The organism is Anaerocolumna jejuensis DSM 15929 (assembly GCF_900142215.1).
In the GTDB taxonomy this organism is placed as follows: Bacteria; Bacillota; Clostridia; order Lachnospirales; family Lachnospiraceae; genus Anaerocolumna; species Anaerocolumna jejuensis.
The window spans coordinates 68,037-86,479 of record NZ_FRAC01000008.1 but is presented as its reverse complement, the minus strand read 5'-3'; the positions used below and the strand labels follow the sequence as shown (position 1 = coordinate 86,479).

At 40.8% G+C, this 18,443-nt stretch carries 16 protein-coding genes; 15 read left to right on the top strand and 1 reads right to left on the bottom strand.

Features of this window, described 5'->3' with window-relative positions; translation table 11 throughout:
* The first annotated feature begins 35 nt into the window (after window positions 1-35).
* The 14 genes from BUB77_RS06565 (at window position 36) to BUB77_RS06500 (ending at window position 17,274) form a co-directional block, all read left to right on the top strand.
* The gene (locus tag BUB77_RS06565; RefSeq protein WP_073274106.1) at window positions 36-608 is read left to right on the top strand and encodes a septum formation initiator family protein; all 573 of its coding nucleotides are present in this window, start codon (window positions 36-38) and stop codon (window positions 606-608) included.
* Window positions 609-625: 17 nt separating this feature from the next.
* On the top strand, window positions 626-2,710 hold the full coding sequence (locus tag BUB77_RS06560; RefSeq protein WP_073274105.1) for a peptidoglycan D,D-transpeptidase FtsI family protein: 2,085 nt from the start codon (window positions 626-628) through the stop codon (window positions 2,708-2,710).
* A 77-nt stretch (window positions 2,711-2,787) separates the two neighbouring features.
* Window positions 2,788-4,737, top strand: a complete 1,950-nt coding sequence (locus tag BUB77_RS06555) for a penicillin-binding transpeptidase domain-containing protein (protein ID WP_073274104.1) — start codon at window positions 2,788-2,790, stop codon at window positions 4,735-4,737.
* Window positions 4,738-4,895: 158 nt separating this feature from the next.
* The gene (gene mraY / locus BUB77_RS06550; protein WP_073274102.1) at window positions 4,896-5,864 is read left to right on the top strand and encodes a phospho-N-acetylmuramoyl-pentapeptide-transferase; all 969 of its coding nucleotides are present in this window, start codon (window positions 4,896-4,898) and stop codon (window positions 5,862-5,864) included.
* A 210-nt stretch (window positions 5,865-6,074) separates the two neighbouring features.
* Window positions 6,075-7,430, top strand: a complete 1,356-nt coding sequence (murD, locus tag BUB77_RS06545) for a UDP-N-acetylmuramoyl-L-alanine--D-glutamate ligase (RefSeq protein ID WP_073274101.1) — start codon at window positions 6,075-6,077, stop codon at window positions 7,428-7,430.
* Window positions 7,431-7,453: 23 nt separating this feature from the next.
* On the top strand, window positions 7,454-8,599 hold the full coding sequence (locus tag BUB77_RS06540) for an FtsW/RodA/SpoVE family cell cycle protein (protein ID WP_073274099.1): 1,146 nt from the start codon (window positions 7,454-7,456) through the stop codon (window positions 8,597-8,599).
* A gap of 104 nt (window positions 8,600-8,703) precedes the next feature.
* On the top strand, window positions 8,704-9,960 hold the full coding sequence (gene murA, locus BUB77_RS06535; protein WP_073274097.1) for a UDP-N-acetylglucosamine 1-carboxyvinyltransferase: 1,257 nt from the start codon (window positions 8,704-8,706) through the stop codon (window positions 9,958-9,960).
* A gap of 41 nt (window positions 9,961-10,001) precedes the next feature.
* A complete protein-coding gene (locus tag BUB77_RS06530) occupies window positions 10,002-10,733 on the top strand; it encodes a cell division protein FtsQ/DivIB (RefSeq protein WP_073274095.1) in 732 nt (243 codons plus the stop codon).
* Between the two features lie 151 nt (window positions 10,734-10,884).
* Window positions 10,885-12,084, top strand: coding sequence for a cell division protein FtsZ (gene ftsZ / locus BUB77_RS06525; RefSeq protein WP_073274093.1), 1,200 nt, complete (start codon window positions 10,885-10,887; stop codon window positions 12,082-12,084).
* A gap of 287 nt (window positions 12,085-12,371) precedes the next feature.
* On the top strand, window positions 12,372-13,532 hold the full coding sequence (locus tag BUB77_RS06520; RefSeq protein WP_073274091.1) for a sigma-E processing peptidase SpoIIGA: 1,161 nt from the start codon (window positions 12,372-12,374) through the stop codon (window positions 13,530-13,532).
* 174 nt (window positions 13,533-13,706) lie between these two features.
* Window positions 13,707-14,447 carry an RNA polymerase sporulation sigma factor SigE gene (gene sigE / locus BUB77_RS06515; protein ID WP_073274090.1) on the top strand — a complete coding sequence of 247 codons (741 nt, stop codon included), beginning with the start codon at window positions 13,707-13,709 and terminating at the stop codon, window positions 14,445-14,447.
* A gap of 154 nt (window positions 14,448-14,601) precedes the next feature.
* The gene (gene sigG / locus BUB77_RS06510; protein ID WP_073274088.1) at window positions 14,602-15,381 is read left to right on the top strand and encodes an RNA polymerase sporulation sigma factor SigG; all 780 of its coding nucleotides are present in this window, start codon (window positions 14,602-14,604) and stop codon (window positions 15,379-15,381) included.
* 632 nt (window positions 15,382-16,013) lie between these two features.
* Window positions 16,014-16,166, top strand: coding sequence for a transposase family protein (locus BUB77_RS30870; protein ID WP_334293041.1), 153 nt, complete (start codon window positions 16,014-16,016; stop codon window positions 16,164-16,166).
* Window positions 16,167-16,227: 61 nt separating this feature from the next.
* On the top strand, window positions 16,228-17,274 hold the full coding sequence (locus tag BUB77_RS06500) for a ComEC/Rec2 family competence protein (RefSeq protein WP_073274085.1): 1,047 nt from the start codon (window positions 16,228-16,230) through the stop codon (window positions 17,272-17,274).
* An 11-nt stretch (window positions 17,275-17,285) separates the two neighbouring features.
* On the opposite strand, the gene BUB77_RS06495 is transcribed toward BUB77_RS06500, so the two are convergent.
* Window positions 17,286-17,549, bottom strand: coding sequence for a PRC-barrel domain-containing protein (locus BUB77_RS06495; RefSeq protein WP_073274083.1), 264 nt, complete (start codon window positions 17,547-17,549; stop codon window positions 17,286-17,288).
* Between the two features lie 159 nt (window positions 17,550-17,708).
* Here BUB77_RS06495 and nrdR point away from each other — a divergent pair, with 159 nt between their 5' ends.
* On the top strand, window positions 17,709-18,167 hold the full coding sequence (gene nrdR / locus BUB77_RS06490; protein ID WP_073274081.1) for a transcriptional regulator NrdR: 459 nt from the start codon (window positions 17,709-17,711) through the stop codon (window positions 18,165-18,167).
* The last annotated feature ends 276 nt before the right edge of the window (window positions 18,168-18,443 follow it).

Here is an 18,443-nt window from a genome sequence, read left to right as displayed (position 1 = left end):
GGCCGAAGAGATTGACTTAAAAAGGGAGGAGAAGCATGGAGGAGAATTCAAGAAGGTACAGGCAACAGAATAATTATTACGATGGCAATGCCGTAAGAAAATTAGGAGAGCTTCCGGAGGAGGAAGATTATCCTTCCTACGGGCAGCCGGAAAGGGAACTACCTCAGAGAGAAAGGCGAAGAGAGGAAAACATACCTGGAGTTAAGAGAAATCCTGGAGTTCGCAGAAAAACCAGAAAGAAACAGCAGGCATTGGATATCTTTTCTGTCTTTGTTCTGACAATGGCAATCTGTGCAACCCTCTATACCTGTGTCGGTTATCTGAAGGTACAGACAGAAATAACAAGAAAGAATAATACAGTTGCGGAGCTGGAGAGGAAGCTGGCCAAAATGGAAAATGACAATGATGCCAGTCTTGCCCGGATAGACACCTCCGTTGATTTGAACTATATCTATAAATATGCAACGAAAAAGCTCGGAATGGTATATCCGGATGATAAACAGGTTATTCCCTATAAGAGAAATGTAAGTGACTATGTAAAGCAATACGCTGATATCCCGCAGGCAGACGAGAAATCCATTCTTGATAAGATCAAGAAGCAGAATTAAGAGAAATGAGGCACTCAATGGAAAATAGAGGAGTAACCAGAAGGAAAGCAAAGTCAATTAAAAAATTTACAAACCGTATGAGTGCTCGACTTATGTTTGTTTTTGCTATTGTTCTTGCCCTTATGTCCGTACTGATAGTCAGGATTGTAAAGCTTAACAATACGGATGGTGTAAGATATGAGAAAAAAGTGCTGTCTCAGCAGACCTATACCAGCTCGGCAGTTCCTTTTCAGAGAGGAAGCATACTTGACCGGAACGGTACCGTGCTTGCGTATAGTGAAAAGGTCTACAACGTGATTTTAGATGTATATTATGCTCTTTCCGATGAGAAGTACAGCGGACCGACGAAAAAGGCGCTGACGGACAGCTTTAAAGATATTACGGAAAAAGATATTGATACCCTTTATAAAAACAAAGCAAGCAGCAGATACAGCATTATTAAAAAGGGTATATCCTATGAGGACATGGAAAAGTTCAAGGCACTGACAAAGAAGGATGAAAATATCCAGGGTGTATGGTTTGAAGAGGACTATAACAGAAAATACCCTTATAAGACCCTTGCCTGTGACGTTTTAGGCTTTACCACCAGCGGCAACATTGGTAACTGGGGGATAGAGCAGTATTACAATGATACATTGAACGGTACCAATGGCGTTGAATTTGGTTATATTGATTCGGATTTAAAGCTGGAGAGAGATCTAAAACCGGCCGTTAATGGGAACACAGTTGTTTCCACTATTGATGCCAATGTCCAAAAGATAGTACAGAAACATATAATATCCTTTAATAAAGAATACGGCAGCGCTAACATGGGCGTAATCGTTATGAACCCCAATAATGGTGAAATTATTGCCATGGCTTCCAATGAGGAATATGATTTAAACAAACCGACGGATCTTACCCCCTTTTATACCCAGGAAAAAATCGATAAGATGAGCGAAAAGAAAAAGATGAATATCCTGAATAAAATCTGGCGGAATTATACCATAAGTGATTCCTATGAACCTGGATCTACCTTTAAACCCTTTACCATTGCAGCTGCACTGGAGGAAAATGTAATTAAACAAAACTCTACTTTTTATTGTGACGGAGGAGAAAACGTTCAGGGGACTTATGTAAAATGCTCCAAAGTAACAGGTCATGGTGAAATTTCCCTTACGCAGGCAATTATGTATTCCTGCAATGATGCTCTAATGCATATTGGGCTAAAGGAGGGTGGTAATTTATTTGTGGATTACCAGAAGTTTTTTGGATTTGGTTCGAAAACAGGCATTGACCTTCCGGGAGAAGATAGCGGTATTCTGAAGTCTAAAGACAGCCTTTCCAAGCTGGATCTTGCTATCAGCAGCTTTGGACAGACTTTTACAACAACTATGGTACAGATGGCTGCCGGTTTTTCTTCTCTGGTAAACGGCGGATATTATTATGAGCCCCATGTTGTCAAGGAAGTGCTTAATTCCAGCGGTGGCATTGTATCCACCTATGATAAGAAACTGATAAAGCTGTCTGTTTCCAATGCGACTTCAGCGTTTTTGAAAAATGCTTTATATCAGACAGTCGAGGAAGGCAGTGCCAGCGGGGCAAAGGTTCCGGGTTATAAAATAGGAGGTAAAACCGGTACAGCTCAAAAGCTGCCCAGACCGGCAGGGAAGCATTTGGTATCCTTTCTCGGTTGTGTTCCTACGGACAATCCTCAGGCAGTTATATATGTCGTTATAGATGACCCCCAGAAGGTTGCGGTACAAAGCAGTTCCCTTGCAACAGAAAAAGCCGGAGCCATATTAAAAGATATAATGCCTTTGCTGGAAATTTACCCTGCGGCTCAGTCTAAAACGGGTAATAAAGCGGCAAATACGAAAAAGGCAGACGCTAATACAAGCGGTGATGTAAAGAAAAATACGGAAAATCAGAATAATAATACCGGAACACAAAAGACAGGAGAGGAACCTTCTAATGGAAACGAAGGGAACGCCTGGAATTATGAAGAAAATCTGGATGTGCTGCCTGTGGAAGGCGATACCTCCGGTGATAATCCAAGCGGAGGAAGCACACCTGAAAATAATGCCAATCAGGGAGAAAATCCTGCCGGTGAAGGAAATTAACAGGATTCTATTCTATTATACATAACCAATAAAGGATTGTCATAAAATGAAACAATCAGATAATTGAGGCATCCTTTATGGCAAGAAATAAGACTTTCAACCGCAGGAATGTATTAATCGTAGTATCGGTAATTATAATAGCAGCTGTACTGTTGACCGGAAGGCTTGCTTATTTAATGATAGTGAAATCAGCTGATTATGCAAAACGGGCGGAGGAACTTCATGAAAGAGAGCGGGCAATTAAGGCAGAGAGAGGAATCATTTATGACAGAAATGGAGTAGTATTGGCGGACAATAAGCCTGTCAGTACCATTTCCGTTATACATAGTCAGATTACTGACCCGGAGAAAGTAATAAAGCTTTTGTCCGAGACTTTGGGCCTTAGTGAAGCCAAAGTAAGAAAGAGAGTAGAGAAAAAATCTTCTATTGAAAGAGTGAAATCCAATGTAGATAAAGCTGTAGCAGATTCCATAAGGGAATTAAATCTGGACGGAGTCATGGTGGATGAAGATTATAAGAGGTATTATCCCTACGGTGACCTGGCCTCTAAGGTTATTGGATTTACGGGAAGTGATAACCAGGGAATCATAGGTCTGGAAGTGGAATATGACAAATACCTGAAGGGAACGGATGGTACCATACTTACCCTTACAACAGCCAATGGGGTCGAGATTGAAAATGCAGCAGAAGATAGAATTGAGCCGGTCGCCGGCAAAGATTTAGTTACCAGCCTGGATGTTAATATCCAGAAATACGCAGAACAGGCAGCTTTAAAGGTAATGGAAGCAAAAAATGCAAAGAATGTAAAAATGATTCTGATGAATCCCCAGGATGGTACGATTTATGCCTGTGTCAATGTACCGGAGTTTAATTTAAATGAACCCTATACCCTTACGGATTCTGCTTTAAACGGACTGGACCCTTCCACTCTTACCGATAAGCAAAAGAATGATCTGCTGAATAATATGTGGCGTAACGCCAGTATCAGCGATACCTATGAGCCCGGCTCAACCTTTAAGGTCGTAACAGCAACTGCAGCCCTGGAGGAAAAGGTGGTTAAATTAACGGACAGATTTTTTTGTCCGGGTTATAAGGTTGTGGAAGACCGGAGAATCCGCTGCCATAAAGCAGGCGGACACGGAAGTGAAGATTTTATTGATGGCATTAAGAATTCCTGCAACCCTGTCTTTATTGAAGTTGGAGCAAGGGTTGGAGTTACCAATATGTATAAATATTATAGCAGGCTGGGTTTGATGAGGAAGACCGGAGTTGACCTTCCGGGAGAAGCAAGATCCATAATGCATAAAACGGAGAATGTCGGTGCGGTTGAACTGGCCACCATGTCCTTCGGGCAGTCCTTTCAGATTACGCCTCTGCAGCTGTTAGTTGCAGCAAGTGCCGTTGTAAATGGCGGTAAACTTGTCACACCCCATTTTGGAGTGGAAATTAAGAATAAAGACGGCTCTATCGCAAAAACTCTGAAATATAAAGAAGAATCAGGAGCCGTTACAAAGGAAACCTCTGATTTAATGAAGCAGCTATTGGAGATGGTAGTATCCGAGGGCAGCGGTAAGAGAGCTTATCTTGCCGGCTACCATATTGGAGGAAAAACTGCTACTTCCGAAAAGCTTCCAAGAAGCAGCAACAAATACATATCCTCATTTTTGGGCTTTGCTCCTGCTGATAATCCGCAGATTATCGGCATTGTACTGATAGATGAGCCGGTAGGCATTTATTACGGCGGAACCATAGCGGCTCCGGTCATTGCCGAGGTTTATGAAGATGCACTTCCTTATCTGGGTATTCAACCCACCTATACGGAAGAGGAAATTAAGAAAAATAATATCGGTACCATGAGAATGCCGGATTTGGCCGGTATGAGCAAAGCAGAAGTAAAGAAGATGTTAAAGGATTATACATTTAAGGAGGTTTATTACGACGGAGAAGGGGATAAGGTCAAGAACCAGTTCCCGCTGTCAGGCGAAGAAATTAACAATAACAGCAATTTGATTTTATATATGGAATAAAGTGAAGGAAAACAGGCTTACTGTGATAATTCAATATTTATTCAGGCAGTGCCGCAAGCAGGCTTGCGCTAACCATGGGAATGGCATATAATAATCCGTGGCGTACAAAAGACAACATACAAAAGAATGAATAGGCATTTTTACGGAGGAAACAGGAAATGAATTCTAGGATACTAATGCCGGTTGTCATAGCTTTTGTAATAAGCTTAACATTGTGCCCCATAATGATTCCTTTTTTAAAGAAAATTAAGTGCGGGCAATATGTGCGCAGCAACGGCCCTAAAAGCCATTTTAAGAAATCAGGCACCCCTACTATGGGCGGAATTGTGATTCTCTTAAGTATAACACTTACCTCGGTTATGTATATAAAAGCCAGCAGGGATATGATTCCTGTGCTGTTTGCTACAGTAGGCTTTGGCTTAATTGGATTTTTAGATGATTATCTTAAGATTGTTATGAAAAGGTCCATGGGCTTGAAGGTATGGCAGAAGCTCTTGGGGCAGATACTGGTATCGGCGGTATTTATTAATTATTTTATCCGCTATACCAATGTGGGTACCTCAATGCTGATACCCTTTACCGGAGGATTCAGGGATGGCAAATTCTTGGAACTAGGCATTTGGTTTATTCCCTTTATGCTCATATGCTTGCTTGGTATGGTAAACGGTGCTAATTTTACCGATGGGCTTGATGGGCTTGCAGCCAGTGTGACCCTGCTTATTACAACGTTTTTTTCAGTGGCGGCTATGGTGCAGTGCAGCAGTATCTTTCCTATTACCAATGCAGCGGCTGGGAGTCTGCTGGGATTTTTGGTATTTAATATCTATCCTGCCAGAGTTTTTATGGGGGATACCGGTTCCTTAGCCCTTGGTGGCTTTGTTGCGGCTTCGGCTTTTATGCTTAAAATGCCATTATTTTTAATCATTGTAGGCATGGTATACATGATTGAGGTAATTTCGGTGGTGCTGCAGGTAGCATATTTTAAATTGACAAAGGGAAAACGTATTTTTAAGATGGCACCCATACATCATCATTTTGAATTATGCGGCTGGTCGGAGATGAAAGTGGTATCCGTATTTTCCATTGCTACGGCAGTTTGCTGTATTATAGCGTTACTTGGAATATAAGAAAACTATAAGGATAGTGTCAGTTTCGCAAGTGAACTTGTGAAATGTCTGGGGATTAAAACGGAAGGAAGAAGTTCCTGCCTGTATGATAAAAATTGAAAAAATACTGGAAAAGTTAGAAAGATGGATAGGCAGCATACATAAGTGTTAAGCTGGAACAGCTGCATATTCAGGAATATCAATAACTTGATATTCGCGAAAGGAGTAAAGATGAAACTGGATAATAAAACGGTGCTGATATTCGGAACAGGCTTAAGCGGTATATCTGCCGTTGGTTTTTTACAGGGCATTACGGAAAGCATCATTATATATGATACCAATGAAAAGCTGGAGAAAGCCGCTGTAAGGGAGAAGCTGCCCCGGAACTTTTCCGGCGAGATTATACTGGGAGATTTACCGGAAGAATACTTCGGTAAAATCGAGCTGGCTGTGCTCAGTCCAGGAGTGCCGACAGACCTTCCTGTTGTAAACCGGATGAGAGAAAGGAAGATTCCTATTTGGGGTGAGATAGAGCTGGCCTATTATAAGGCCCAGGGCAGGATAGCCGCAATTACAGGAACAAATGGAAAGACTACCACGACCTCCCTTGTAGGAGACATCATGAAGACCTTCTATCAGGAAGTCTTTGTTGTGGGAAATATCGGAATTCCTTATACGGATATTTCTGGAAAGACAACAAAAGATTCTGTCACAGTAATAGAAATGAGCAGCTTTCAGCTTGAAACAATCGTTGATTTTAAGCCTCAGGTAAGTGCAATTCTGAATATTACACCCGATCATCTGAACCGTCACCATACCATGGGAAATTATATTGCAGCTAAGCTTGCTATCACAAAGAACCAGAAGGAAGAGGATATCTGCATTCTCAATTATGAGGATGAGGTATTAAAGGAAGCAGGAAAGACCTTAAAGACAAATGTAATGTATTTTAGCAGTCTGCGAAAGCTTGATAAGGGTATTTACCTGGAGGGTGATATTATCGTATACAATGACGGAAGTGCTCCCCAGACTATTGTGGATGTAACGCAGATGAATATTTTCGGAAGGCATAATTACGAAAATGCCATGGCAGCTATCGGTATTGCAATTTCCCTTCAGGTTCCCATCGAATGCATCAACAAGGCAGTCAGGGATTTTGTCGCGGTAGAACACAGAATAGAGTTTGTAACTACCAAAAATGGTGTGAAATATTATAATGACTCCAAGGGGACCAACCCGGATGCTTCCATTAAAGCAATTGAATCCATGCCTTCCTCCACCTGCCTGATTGCAGGAGGATATGACAAAGGCTCAGAATACGATGAGTGGGTGGAGGCCTTTGGAGGAAAGATTAAAGCCCTTGTATTAATCGGACAGACAAAGGAAAAAATTGCGGAAACCGCGGAAAAGCATGGTTTTACGAAAGTTTACAGAGCAGAGACCTTAAAGGAAGCTGTTGAAGTCTGTTACAGGCTGTCACAGGAAGGCGATTGTGTTCTATTATCACCGGCCTGCGCAAGCTGGGATATGTTCCCCAACTATGAGGAAAGAGGACGCCTCTTTAAAGAATACGTAAGAAACCTATAAGGACATGAATAAGAGAGGTCGGCATGACAAGGGAAGAAAGAGAAAGAGGAAAACCCAAAAAACTGCATAGCTACTATGATTATAACCTGCTGTTTCTGACTATCTTTCTGGTGTGCTTTGGATTGGTAATGGTTTACAGCACCAGCTCATACAATGCAGCCAAAGATTATGGAAATCCGGCGTATTATCTTGAGAAACAGGGAGCATTTGCGGTGTTCGGTGTTATTGTAATGCTCATAGTATCAAAAATAGATTATCGGATTTATAAAGCAAAATTTCCTGTAATAAAAGTAAGACCCATAGTAGTTTTATATTTTCTCTGTATACTCTTACAGATAGCTGTTTTGATATTTGGTAAAGAGATAAACGGCTCCAAACGGTGGCTTCCCATGGGACCCCTCGGAAGATTCCAGCCTTCGGAGCTTTCCAAGGTCGGTATCATCCTGTTTACAGCTTATATAGTCAGCCTGGCACCCAAGCGGCTGGATAAATTTACAGGGTTTTTAAAAATTGCAGCACTGGTTGTTCCGCTTATTGGACTGGTACTATCCCAGAACTTCAGTACCGCTTTGGTAATGGGACTTATCATGGTTGCCATATGCTTTGTAGCCAGCAGGAAGAAGCTCTATTTTATTGTATCCGGCGGTCTGATGGGAGCAATCGGCTCCATATTCATATTTTTTGTAAGCTACCGAAGTGAAAGAATTGAGGTCTGGAAACACGTTGAGACTCATCCAAAAGGATACCAGATACTTCAGGGCCTATATGCCATAGCCTCCGGGCGGATATTCGGAAAAGGGCTTGGAGAGAGTATGCAGAAGCTGGGATTTATCCCGGAATCCCATAACGATATGATTTTTGCAGTCATATGTGAAGAGCTTGGCTTATTCGGAGCAGTTGCGGTAATTCTGCTCTTTGTATTGATAATCTGGCGGCTCTTTGTAATTGCGGTCAATGCCCCGGATCTTTTTGGAGGCTTGATTGCAACTGGTGTATTGACACATATAGCAGCACAGGTACTTATTAATATCGCAGTTGTTACAAATACAATTCCCTCGACCGGAATTCCACTCCCCTTCATATCCTATGGAGGTACTTCGTTGCTGGTGTTATTGGCGGAAATGGGAATTGTACTGAGTGTTTCCAATCAGATAAAATATGAAAGATAGGTATATTCTTCACCATTAGCGAAGATTTGGCAGCAGCTGAATCTGTAAGGCACAAATATAAAAAAAATACATATAGTAATATTATATTAGGTTTGAGGTGCACCATGACATATATTGAAATTATGGGTGGTAAAAAGCTAAGCGGTGAGGTTAACATACAAGGTTCTAAAAATACGGTTTTACCCATATTAGCAGCAACATTACTGATAAATGGAATTACAAAGCTGAATCATTGTCCTAAGATACTGGATGTCGAACACATGATTGAAATTCTGGTAGATATAGGCTGTACCGTTACCTGGGAGGATTCCTCCATTCTTGTGGATACCAGAGGATTATCAACGGATGTCGTACCTACCGAATTGATAAAGAAAATGCGTTCCTCCATTATTCTTTTGGGAGCACTTCTTGGCAGATGCCATAGCGCAGTCGTAACTTATCCGGGCGGTTGTACCATCGGAGCCAGACCAATCAATTTTCATCTTGATGCATTTAAGAAAATGAATGTTGCTCTGGAAGAAGAGGACGGGCTGATTAAGTGTGTTACAAATGGGATAAAAGGAGCGGATATCTATTTTCCCTCTCCCAGTGTAGGAGCAACGGAAAATGTGATTCTTGCAGGTACTTTGGGCTTTGGAAAAACCAGAATATTTAATGCGGCCAGAGAACCGGAAATATTGGAACTGTGCAAGTTTCTAAATTCAGCAGGTGCTAAAATATATGGAGCAGGTACCAGCAGAATAGAAATTGAAGGGGTAGCCTCCCTGTATCAGACGGAATATACAGCACCGTCGGATCGAATTGTGGCAGGTACTTATCTGGCAGCAGCTGCGGGCACAGGTGGAGAGGTTACCTTAAAAGGCATTGGCTGTGGAAGTCTGTATGCAGTAATACAGACCTTAAGAGAAATGGGAAGTCATATTGTATGCCTTCAGGATGCCATTACCATCCATTCTGACGCTGCCATAAAAGCTGTTTCGGAAATTAAGACGGCACCTTATCCGGGATTTCCTACGGATATGCAGTCGCAGATTATGTCAGTGCTTATGAAGGCTTCTGGCAGCAGTAAAATTGTAGAAGAAATTTTTGAAGGCAGATATCAGAATGTACCGGAGCAGGCAAGGTTTGGAGCACAGATTTGTTTACAGGACAGAGAGGCTTTCATTACCGGTGTTCCTGTTCTAAAAGCTTCTGAAGTATCCGCAGGTGAATTAAGGGGGGGAGCGGCATTAGTGATAGCGGGTCTTATGGCAGAGGGGAGGACCATTGTAAAGAATCCTTATCATATCCAGAGGGGTTATGAGGATATATGCAGAGACTTAAGAGCTTTGGGAGCACAGATTGAATATAAAGAGAATTAGATTAAGTGGTGGTAAACTTCGTTAAGAAAGGATAGGAAGCCTTGAAAACACAACAGGATAAATACAGAAAAATAATCATGCTGTTTGTTCTTTTTGTTTTACTTGCGGGTTTCCTGCTTTATACGACCTGTAGTCTGAAGACGGTAAGCATAACCGGCAGCAGCCATTACAGTGAAAAAGAATTAAAGCAGGAAATACTGTCAAGTAAAACAGATGGAAATACAATTCTTTTCTATCTTAGAATGAAGTACGGCAGGAAAACATCAATTCCCTTTGTGGAAGATATTACAGTAAACCTTGTTGACAGACATTCGATAAAACTTCACGTATATGAAAAGCCTGTTATCGGCTGTATACAGTATATGGGAAGTTATATGTATTTTGATAAAGATGGTATTATGGTTGAAAGCTCTGAAAAAAAACTGAAGGGAGTGCCTTTTGTCTCAGGACTTGATTTTAACAGCTTTGTACTTCACAGTAAGATGGATACAAGTCAGAATGAACTGTTTCCGGTTATCCTGGACCTGACCAGGCTGATTCAGAAATTCAGCCTCAAGGTAGATACCATACGGTTTGGTTCGGATTCAGAGGTACTTTTAAAAAGCGGAGAGAATGAAGTTCTTCTGGGAAAAAGAGATACTTACGATGAACAGATGGCTGAGCTAAAAAATCTTTTGCCCAGTTCACCTGCGACAGATGGTAAAAAGCTCCTTATCAATATGAAGGATTTTGTGGAAGGGCAGGAAAAAATTGTTGCCAGGCCCATTGAATAAAAAGTAAAAAAAGGTTGATTATTTGCTGGATTAAAGATATGATATTTATTAGAATATCTAGCCTTATATTACTAGACAGCAATATTGAATATGTTGGCGGAATCGTATATAATTAATATAATTTTTGGTGTATAGTGAAGGAGGAAGTACCTTGCTTGAAATAAGAACGAGTGAAGCAGAATCTACTGCAAAAATACTAGTAATCGGAGTAGGAGGTGCAGGAAATAATGCTGTAAATAGAATGATTGAACAAAATATCATAGGAGTTGAGTTTGTTTGTGTCAATACGGACAAGCAGCATTTGAAGACCTGTAAGGCACCTCAATGTATTCAGATTGGAGAAAAGCTTACAAAAGGACTTGGAGCAGGAGCACAGCCCGAAATCGGAGCGCAGGCTGCAGAAGAGAGCAAGGAAGAACTGACAGAGCTGATAAAAGGTTCTGATATGGTATTTGTAACCTGCGGCATGGGCGGCGGAACAGGAACAGGAGCTGCTCCCGTAGTAGCGCAGATAGCAAAGGACATGGGTATTCTTACGGTAGGAATTGTGACCAAGCCCTTCAAATTTGAAGCCAAAGCCCGTATGAATAATGCCCTTGGCGGAATTGAGCGTTTAAAAGAACATGTGGATACTTTAATTGTAATTCCCAATGATAAACTGCTGGAGATAGTGGACAGGCGTACTACAATGCCCGATGCTTTAAAGAAAGCGGATGAGGTATTGCAGCAGGGCGTTCAGGGCATTACGGACTTAATAAATGTACCGGGACTCATTAATCTGGATTTTGCAGATGTCCAGACTGTTATGAAGGACAAAGGAGTTGCCCATATCGGTATCGGTATCGGAAAAGGAGATGACAAATGTATCAGCGCAGTGAATCAGGCTATTACAAGTCCTCTTCTCGAGACGACCATCCAGGGAGCTTCCCACGTTATCATTAATATATCCGGTGATATCAGCCTTATAGAGGCAAATGAAGCAGCGACCATGGTTCAGGAGCTGTCAGGAGAATCGGCCAATATCATATTTGGTGCCATGTATGACGAAACTACACCGGACTATGTTACCATCACAGTCATTGCGACAGGTCTTGAAGGAGCAGCAGGCTCCGGAAGAGCAGAAGCAAAAGGACCAAGCTTCTTAAAACAGCCCATGAGCAGGCCGGATTATAAGTTTAACAGCCAGCCCCAGGTATCACCCTATGAGAAAGCACAGTCTCAGGTGGCGGCAGCAAATAATACCCCTCCCTCCTCCTTTGGCAGCAGTCTTAACCACCATCCAAGGGAAAATAATGATGCGGGAAGTATAAAGATACCGGAGTTTTTGCAGAAGAACCGTAATCATAAATAATATGATACATAACGAAAATAATATGAATCAAGAATAGATAGTAAGAAGTAATGAAGGACCTGTATCAGGCGTAAAATCCTGGTGCAGGTCTTTTTTTATTTACAAATAACCAAATATTTACATATTGAATGGTTTTCTAACAGGAAAGCATATTATATCGTTGAATAGGAGGGGATATTGTAGGTGAAGGTAAATGAAAACTTAAGATTAAATACCAGTTTTTGACAAATTAAATAAAGGGGAACAGCTATAATAGGATTTATTATAAAAGAAACGAGGGGGTGGCATTGTATTTAGAGGTCTATGTTGATGTCATTTTTATAATAAATTTCATCATGGATTTTCTTCTTTTAATTACGGTAAAAAAAATATTGAGGTATGCAAGCTCTCTCTTAAGGTTATGCTTAGGAGCCGTGACAGGAGCAATCGGGGCCTGTTTGTTTGCAGTGACACCTGAAGTGAACCGTCTGGTACGGTTCCTGCTGGCCTATCTTCTTCTCAGTTATCTTATGATAATTATTACATTTGGAAAAAGGTTCTGGAGGGAGAGGGTAAAAGCATTGGTGCTGCTTTACATTTCAACCTTTTTTTTAGGAGGCCTGCTTAACAGTCTTTACAGCTATACCAGTTTTGGCTTTTATCTTATGAAGAATCAAAGCTATTTATACCTGTTGTTCATTTTTGTTTCAGCGCTGGCGGCCATGATTATATTTATAAGATTTTTAAGAAAACTGAAAAGGAAGGGATCAGAGTTTTATCAGACAGAACTTATATTCAACGGAAAGACAGTTAGAGCAGTGGGATTTATGGATACCGGCAATTGTTTGAGAGATCCTTATTTTGGGAAGCCGGTAATTGTAACGGAATATACGGTGATTGAACCCTTATTGACGAATTCTCAGAATACTATGTTGCGTAAATTACTCGATGATTTTGAAAGCGGCAGTTCACCTTTTGATGGGTTAAAAGGGGAAGAGCTTAGGAGAAGTATCCATGGAAAGATTTCAGGAAATATCCATGAAAGTATCCAAGGAAAAGCTTCAGGAAATATCCAGGAAAGTATCCCGGGAAAAGATTCAGGAAATATTCATGAAAGTATCCAAGGAAAAGCTTCAGGAAATATTCATGAATGTAATCCGGGAAAGATTTCAGAAAACGTTCAAAGAAATATCCCGGAAAGCGTTCAAGGAAATATCTCAGAAAATTTCCAGGAGAATGTTTCAGGAAGTATCCCGGGCAACATCCAGGAAGAATTTCTTCCAATACGGCTGATACCTTTTCATTCAGTTGGGAAGAACGGAATTCTGCCTGCTTTTGAACTGGATAAAATCATCCTGTGGGAAGAAAGAGAAGAAACTGTCAGGGAAAAGGTTCTGGCTGCTGTCAGCAGAGAGAAATTATCCGTCCGTAAGGATTATCAGATCATTTTACATAAGGAGGTTATGTGAAAATTAAAAAAAAATTTTCACTTGAAAATTTAGAGAAATTTTCACTTGAAAGTTAAAGAGAAATTTTCACTTGATAGTTAAAGGGGGAATTTTCACTTTTTATTCAGATAGTATCGCAGGCAGGCCTGCGGTACGTAAGGGGCATTTGGTGTTGGAAAGGGAGGAAAGAGATTCATGCTGTTAAAAATAACAATTCCGAATAAGTTTACTTTTCGGTTGATACCTGACTTTAGAAGCATTTTGTTTAACGGACGCGGTGAGATTCATTATATCGGCGGAGCGGAAGTTCTTCCTGCACCTCTTGACGCTGTCCGGGAAGCGGAAGAGATAGCCCGCCTTGGTACAGAGGAGGATACCGAGGCGAAATCAATACTGGTAGAGCATAATCTCAGGCTGGTTGTATACATAGCTAAAAAATTTGATAATACAGGTGTTGGTGTGGAGGATTTAATATCCATTGGAACAATTGGACTGATCAAAGCCATCAATACCTATAATCCGGATAAAAATATAAAGCTTGCCACTTATGCTTCCCGGTGTATTGAGAATGAAATTCTCATGTATCTAAGGAGAAATAATAAAACAAAACTGGAGGTATCCATTGATGAGCCCCTTAATGTAGACTGGGATGGGAATGAGCTTTTGTTATCCGATATTCTTGGAACAGAAGAAGATGTTATCTACCGCAATATAGAAGAAGAAGTGGACAGAAAGCTTCTGGGAAAGGCACTGTCAAAGCTCAGTGAAAGAGAGCGGATTATTGTTCAGCTAAGGTTTGGAATCAATACGGAAGATGGCAATGAGAGGACTCAAAAAGAGGTTGCGGACCTTCTTGGCATATCCCAATCCTACATATCCCGGCTGGAAAAGAAAATTATTAAAAGGCTGAAAAAAGAAATGCTTCGCTTGGAATAATAAAAATATTGTTTTAATAAAAAAGGAAATTATTACATCTAAATATATCGTATAAAGATGACCAGAATAGTAAATCATTTACTTATGCAATGAGTGGAAGAAATGTTTACAGCCACTACGATACATGACGAAAAAATGATTTGGAGGTTTTCATATGGCTCTTTATAAGGTAGAAATATGTGGTGTAAATACATCGAAATTGCCATTACTGAACAATAGTGAAAAGGAAGAATTGTTTAAACGCATTTTAGAAGGAGATAAAGAGGCAAGAGAATTGTATATTAAGGGTAATTTGCGTCTTGTACTTAGTATAATTCAAAGGTTTTCAGGCAGTAATGAGAATGTCGATGATTTATTTCAGATAGGCTGCATTGGTCTTATGAAGGCAATCGATAATTTCGATATCACCCAGAATGTAAAATTCTCCACTTATGCAGTTCCTATGATTATTGGAGAAATAAGAAGATATCTCAGGGATAATAACAGCATAAGGGTAAGCAGATCATTGCGGGATACTGCCTATAAAGCCATATATACCAAAGAAGCATTATTAAAGAAAAATGATAAGGAACCCACGGTCTGCGAGATAGCACAGGAAATCGGAATATCCAAAGAAGATGTGGTATATGCACTGGATGCCATCCAAAGCCCGGTTTCTTTATATGAACCCGTATACTCTGAGGGCGGTGATACCCTCTATATCATGGACCAGGTCAGCGATAAAAAGAATAAAGAGGAGAACTGGGTAGAGGAAATAGCATTAAAGGAAGCACTATCCAAGCTGTCAGAAAGAGAAAGAGGAATCATAGAGCTGCGCTTTTACGAGGGAAAGACCCAGATGGAGGTTGCCAAAGAAATCTGTATTTCCCAGGCACAGGTATCAAGACTTGAAAAATCAGCTCTTAAAAATATGAAGAATTATCTAAGTCAATAAATTATAAAACAACTAAATAAATGCATAAAGGAAGTTTATGGGACCGGACGATGACCAAGGGGGTTGTATTGACCTTTTGTTACACGAGAACCCTTATTCCACTAAAGCGGCAGAAAACGTGACTGGCAGGCAAATCAATGCCAAACTCGCTGAAACAAATAGGGCTGTGTTAGTTATCAAGCTCAAACAGTGGCATTGCTTTACCTAGTCACGTTTCCTGCCGCTTAAGTGTCATAAGGAACCTCTTGAGACAAAATGCCAATACAACCCCCTTGGTCATCTGTGTATATCCATTATTTAGTCTTATGGGTTTGCCGTTCCTAAACCCTATAAAACATAGACAACAAAAAAACTTCCAAGGGTTTATTGCCAATCCCCAGATGATTTTGGCTTACCTTTCGTAATTTTCTATTGAGGAGTTCCCTAATGACACTTAAATGGCGGCAGCTGTTCCTAGGTAAAATTATACCACTGTCTGAGCTCACAGCTTCACACTGTAACAGCCTTCCAGCGAGTTTGGTATAATTTCACCTGCCAGGAACAGCTGCCGGCATTTTAGTGGAATTCGGAACCCCGAACGAGAAAATCACGAAAGGTAAGCCAAAATCATCGTCCGTTCCCAATCCCCTTGAATTGAAATAATTGAAGACAGCCGTCAGCAGGCGAAGGTTAGGCACTGTTTAAAGGATATACTGGTGATAGTTCTATTTGCTACGCTGGCAAATGCAGATAATTGGGAAGAAATACTCATGCGTATGTCGTGCAGGGGTGCTTTTTTGTATTGATTTTTTAACCAACCTTTAGTAAGCTATAAAAGCATTGCTTTAACAAAGGATGGTAAAAATAATGAACAACGCTGATAAGTACTGTAAAATTAAGAGGTTTTTAAAACTATTTTCCCTGGTATTACTATTTCTTGCTTTAAGCGGATGTACCGTTGAGGAAACCAATACGGTTACCGATACCGGCCTTCTGAAGGTAATGTATCTGGATGTCGGGCAAGGGGATTCTATCCTGATAGAATCCAAAGGCGAGGCTATGCTGATTGATGCAGGCGAAGTGGAGGAAGGGGACACTGTAGCAGATGCAATTGCAAGTGAGCATATAAAGGAATTAAAATACATCATAGGTACCCATCCCCACAGCGACCATATTGGAGGAATTGCAAAGGTGATACAATCTTGCAATACTGAAGAGGTATTCTTAAGTGATTTTGATTACAGTTCCGCCACTTATGATAACCTGCTGCAGGTAATCAGCAGAAAGAAAATAAAGAAGACATATCCCACTGCCGGTGACAGCTACACCCTGGGTGATGCATCCTTTACTTTTGTTACACCTCTTGATAAAGACTATGGGGATAATGCAAATAATTACTCTTTGGGAATCAGGCTTACTAACGGAAAGAATTCCTTTCTCTTTACCGGCGATATGGAGGAAGTAGCAGAAAAGGACCTTGTTGCAAGCGGAAGAACCATAGAAGCAGATGTCTTAAAGGTGAACCACCACGGCTCTTCCACCAGCAGCTGTACCGAATTCTTAAAAGCAGTCGACCCAACCTATGCGGTAATATCCGTAGGCAAAGGCAATACCTATGGACACCCTGCAAGCGCGACCCTTGCAAGCCTGGAAGAGGAAGACGTGCAGACCTACCGCACAGATAAACAGGGAACCATAATCATTACCAGTGACGGTAAAAATTTATCCGTAAAAACTCAAAATACATATAAAAATAAGGATGCCGATAACAGCGGCAGGCTGGTATATGTTACAGAAAAGGGAAATAAGTACCATAGAAAGGATTGTAAGTATCTAAAAGGAAATTACAGGTCCTTTTCCCTTAAAAAAGCAAAAGAAGAAGGGTATGAGCCCTGCAGCGTTTGTAAGCCCTAAGGCTGTATAAATCAAATATAGGCAGATTTAATCAGAACCTTTTCGGCATCGATATCAACCAGAATAACATCGGCTCCAATCTGCTTAATGCAGTTATAGCCAATGATATACTCCTGGTCCCTGCCTATAATACCCCATATTTTACAGGGGCCAGGAACAATGATATGGGTAATTATACCTGTATTCACATCAAACTCCAGGTCGCAGACATAGCCAAGCCTTTCTCCGTCCCTACAGTTAATAACTTCCTTTTGCTTTAAATCGCACAGTCTCATACGGCAGCCCTCCTATGTCTTAAAATGCCATTATTATTAAATATATGTACACTGAAACAATAAAATATCTTGACCGATGGAATAACTTTCAATATAATCAATTTAAAATAGCTTAATAATTTATTAGAACAGTTTTGAGGGAAGGATAAGGTATATGGTATGAGATGCCCTTTTTGCGGTGATGAAAATACAAGAGTAATAGACTCGAGGCCGGCGGATGACGGAAGCTCCATTAGAAGAAGACGGCAGTGCGATGAATGCTCCAAACGGTTTACAACTTATGAAAAGGTAGAGGCTATCCCCCTGGTAGTTATCAAAAAAGATAATAACAGAGAGCCCTATGACAGGTCCAAAATTGAAGCAGGAGTTTTTCGTTCCTGCCATAAAAGACCCATATCCGTTGACCAGATGAAGTCACTGGTCGATGAAGTGGAAACGATTATATTTAATATGGAAGAAAAGGAAATCAAAAGCTCCGTAATTGGGGAAATCGTAATGGATAAGCTAAAGGATCTGGATGCGGTGGCTTATGTGAGATTTGCTTCGGTTTATAGGGAGTTTAAGGATGTGAATACCTTTATGGATGAATTGAAAAAGATATTGGATACTAAGAAATAGGATAATTAGGCTGTGGAAGCGGACGATGAATTGGGCTTTCTGTTTAGGCGTTTTGTTTTCAAGGTTCCTTATTCCACTAGAAACGCCGGCAGCTATTCCTGGCAGGCAAAGCAGCTCCAAACTCGCTGGAAGGATGAGAAGTACGTAATATGTATTGTGCTCAGACAGTGGAGCTGCTTTACCTAGTCATAGCTGCCGGCGTTTCAGTGTCATTAAGGAACCTTTCAAGACAAAACGCCTAAACAGAAAGCCCAATTCATCTGGGAATTTCAAATT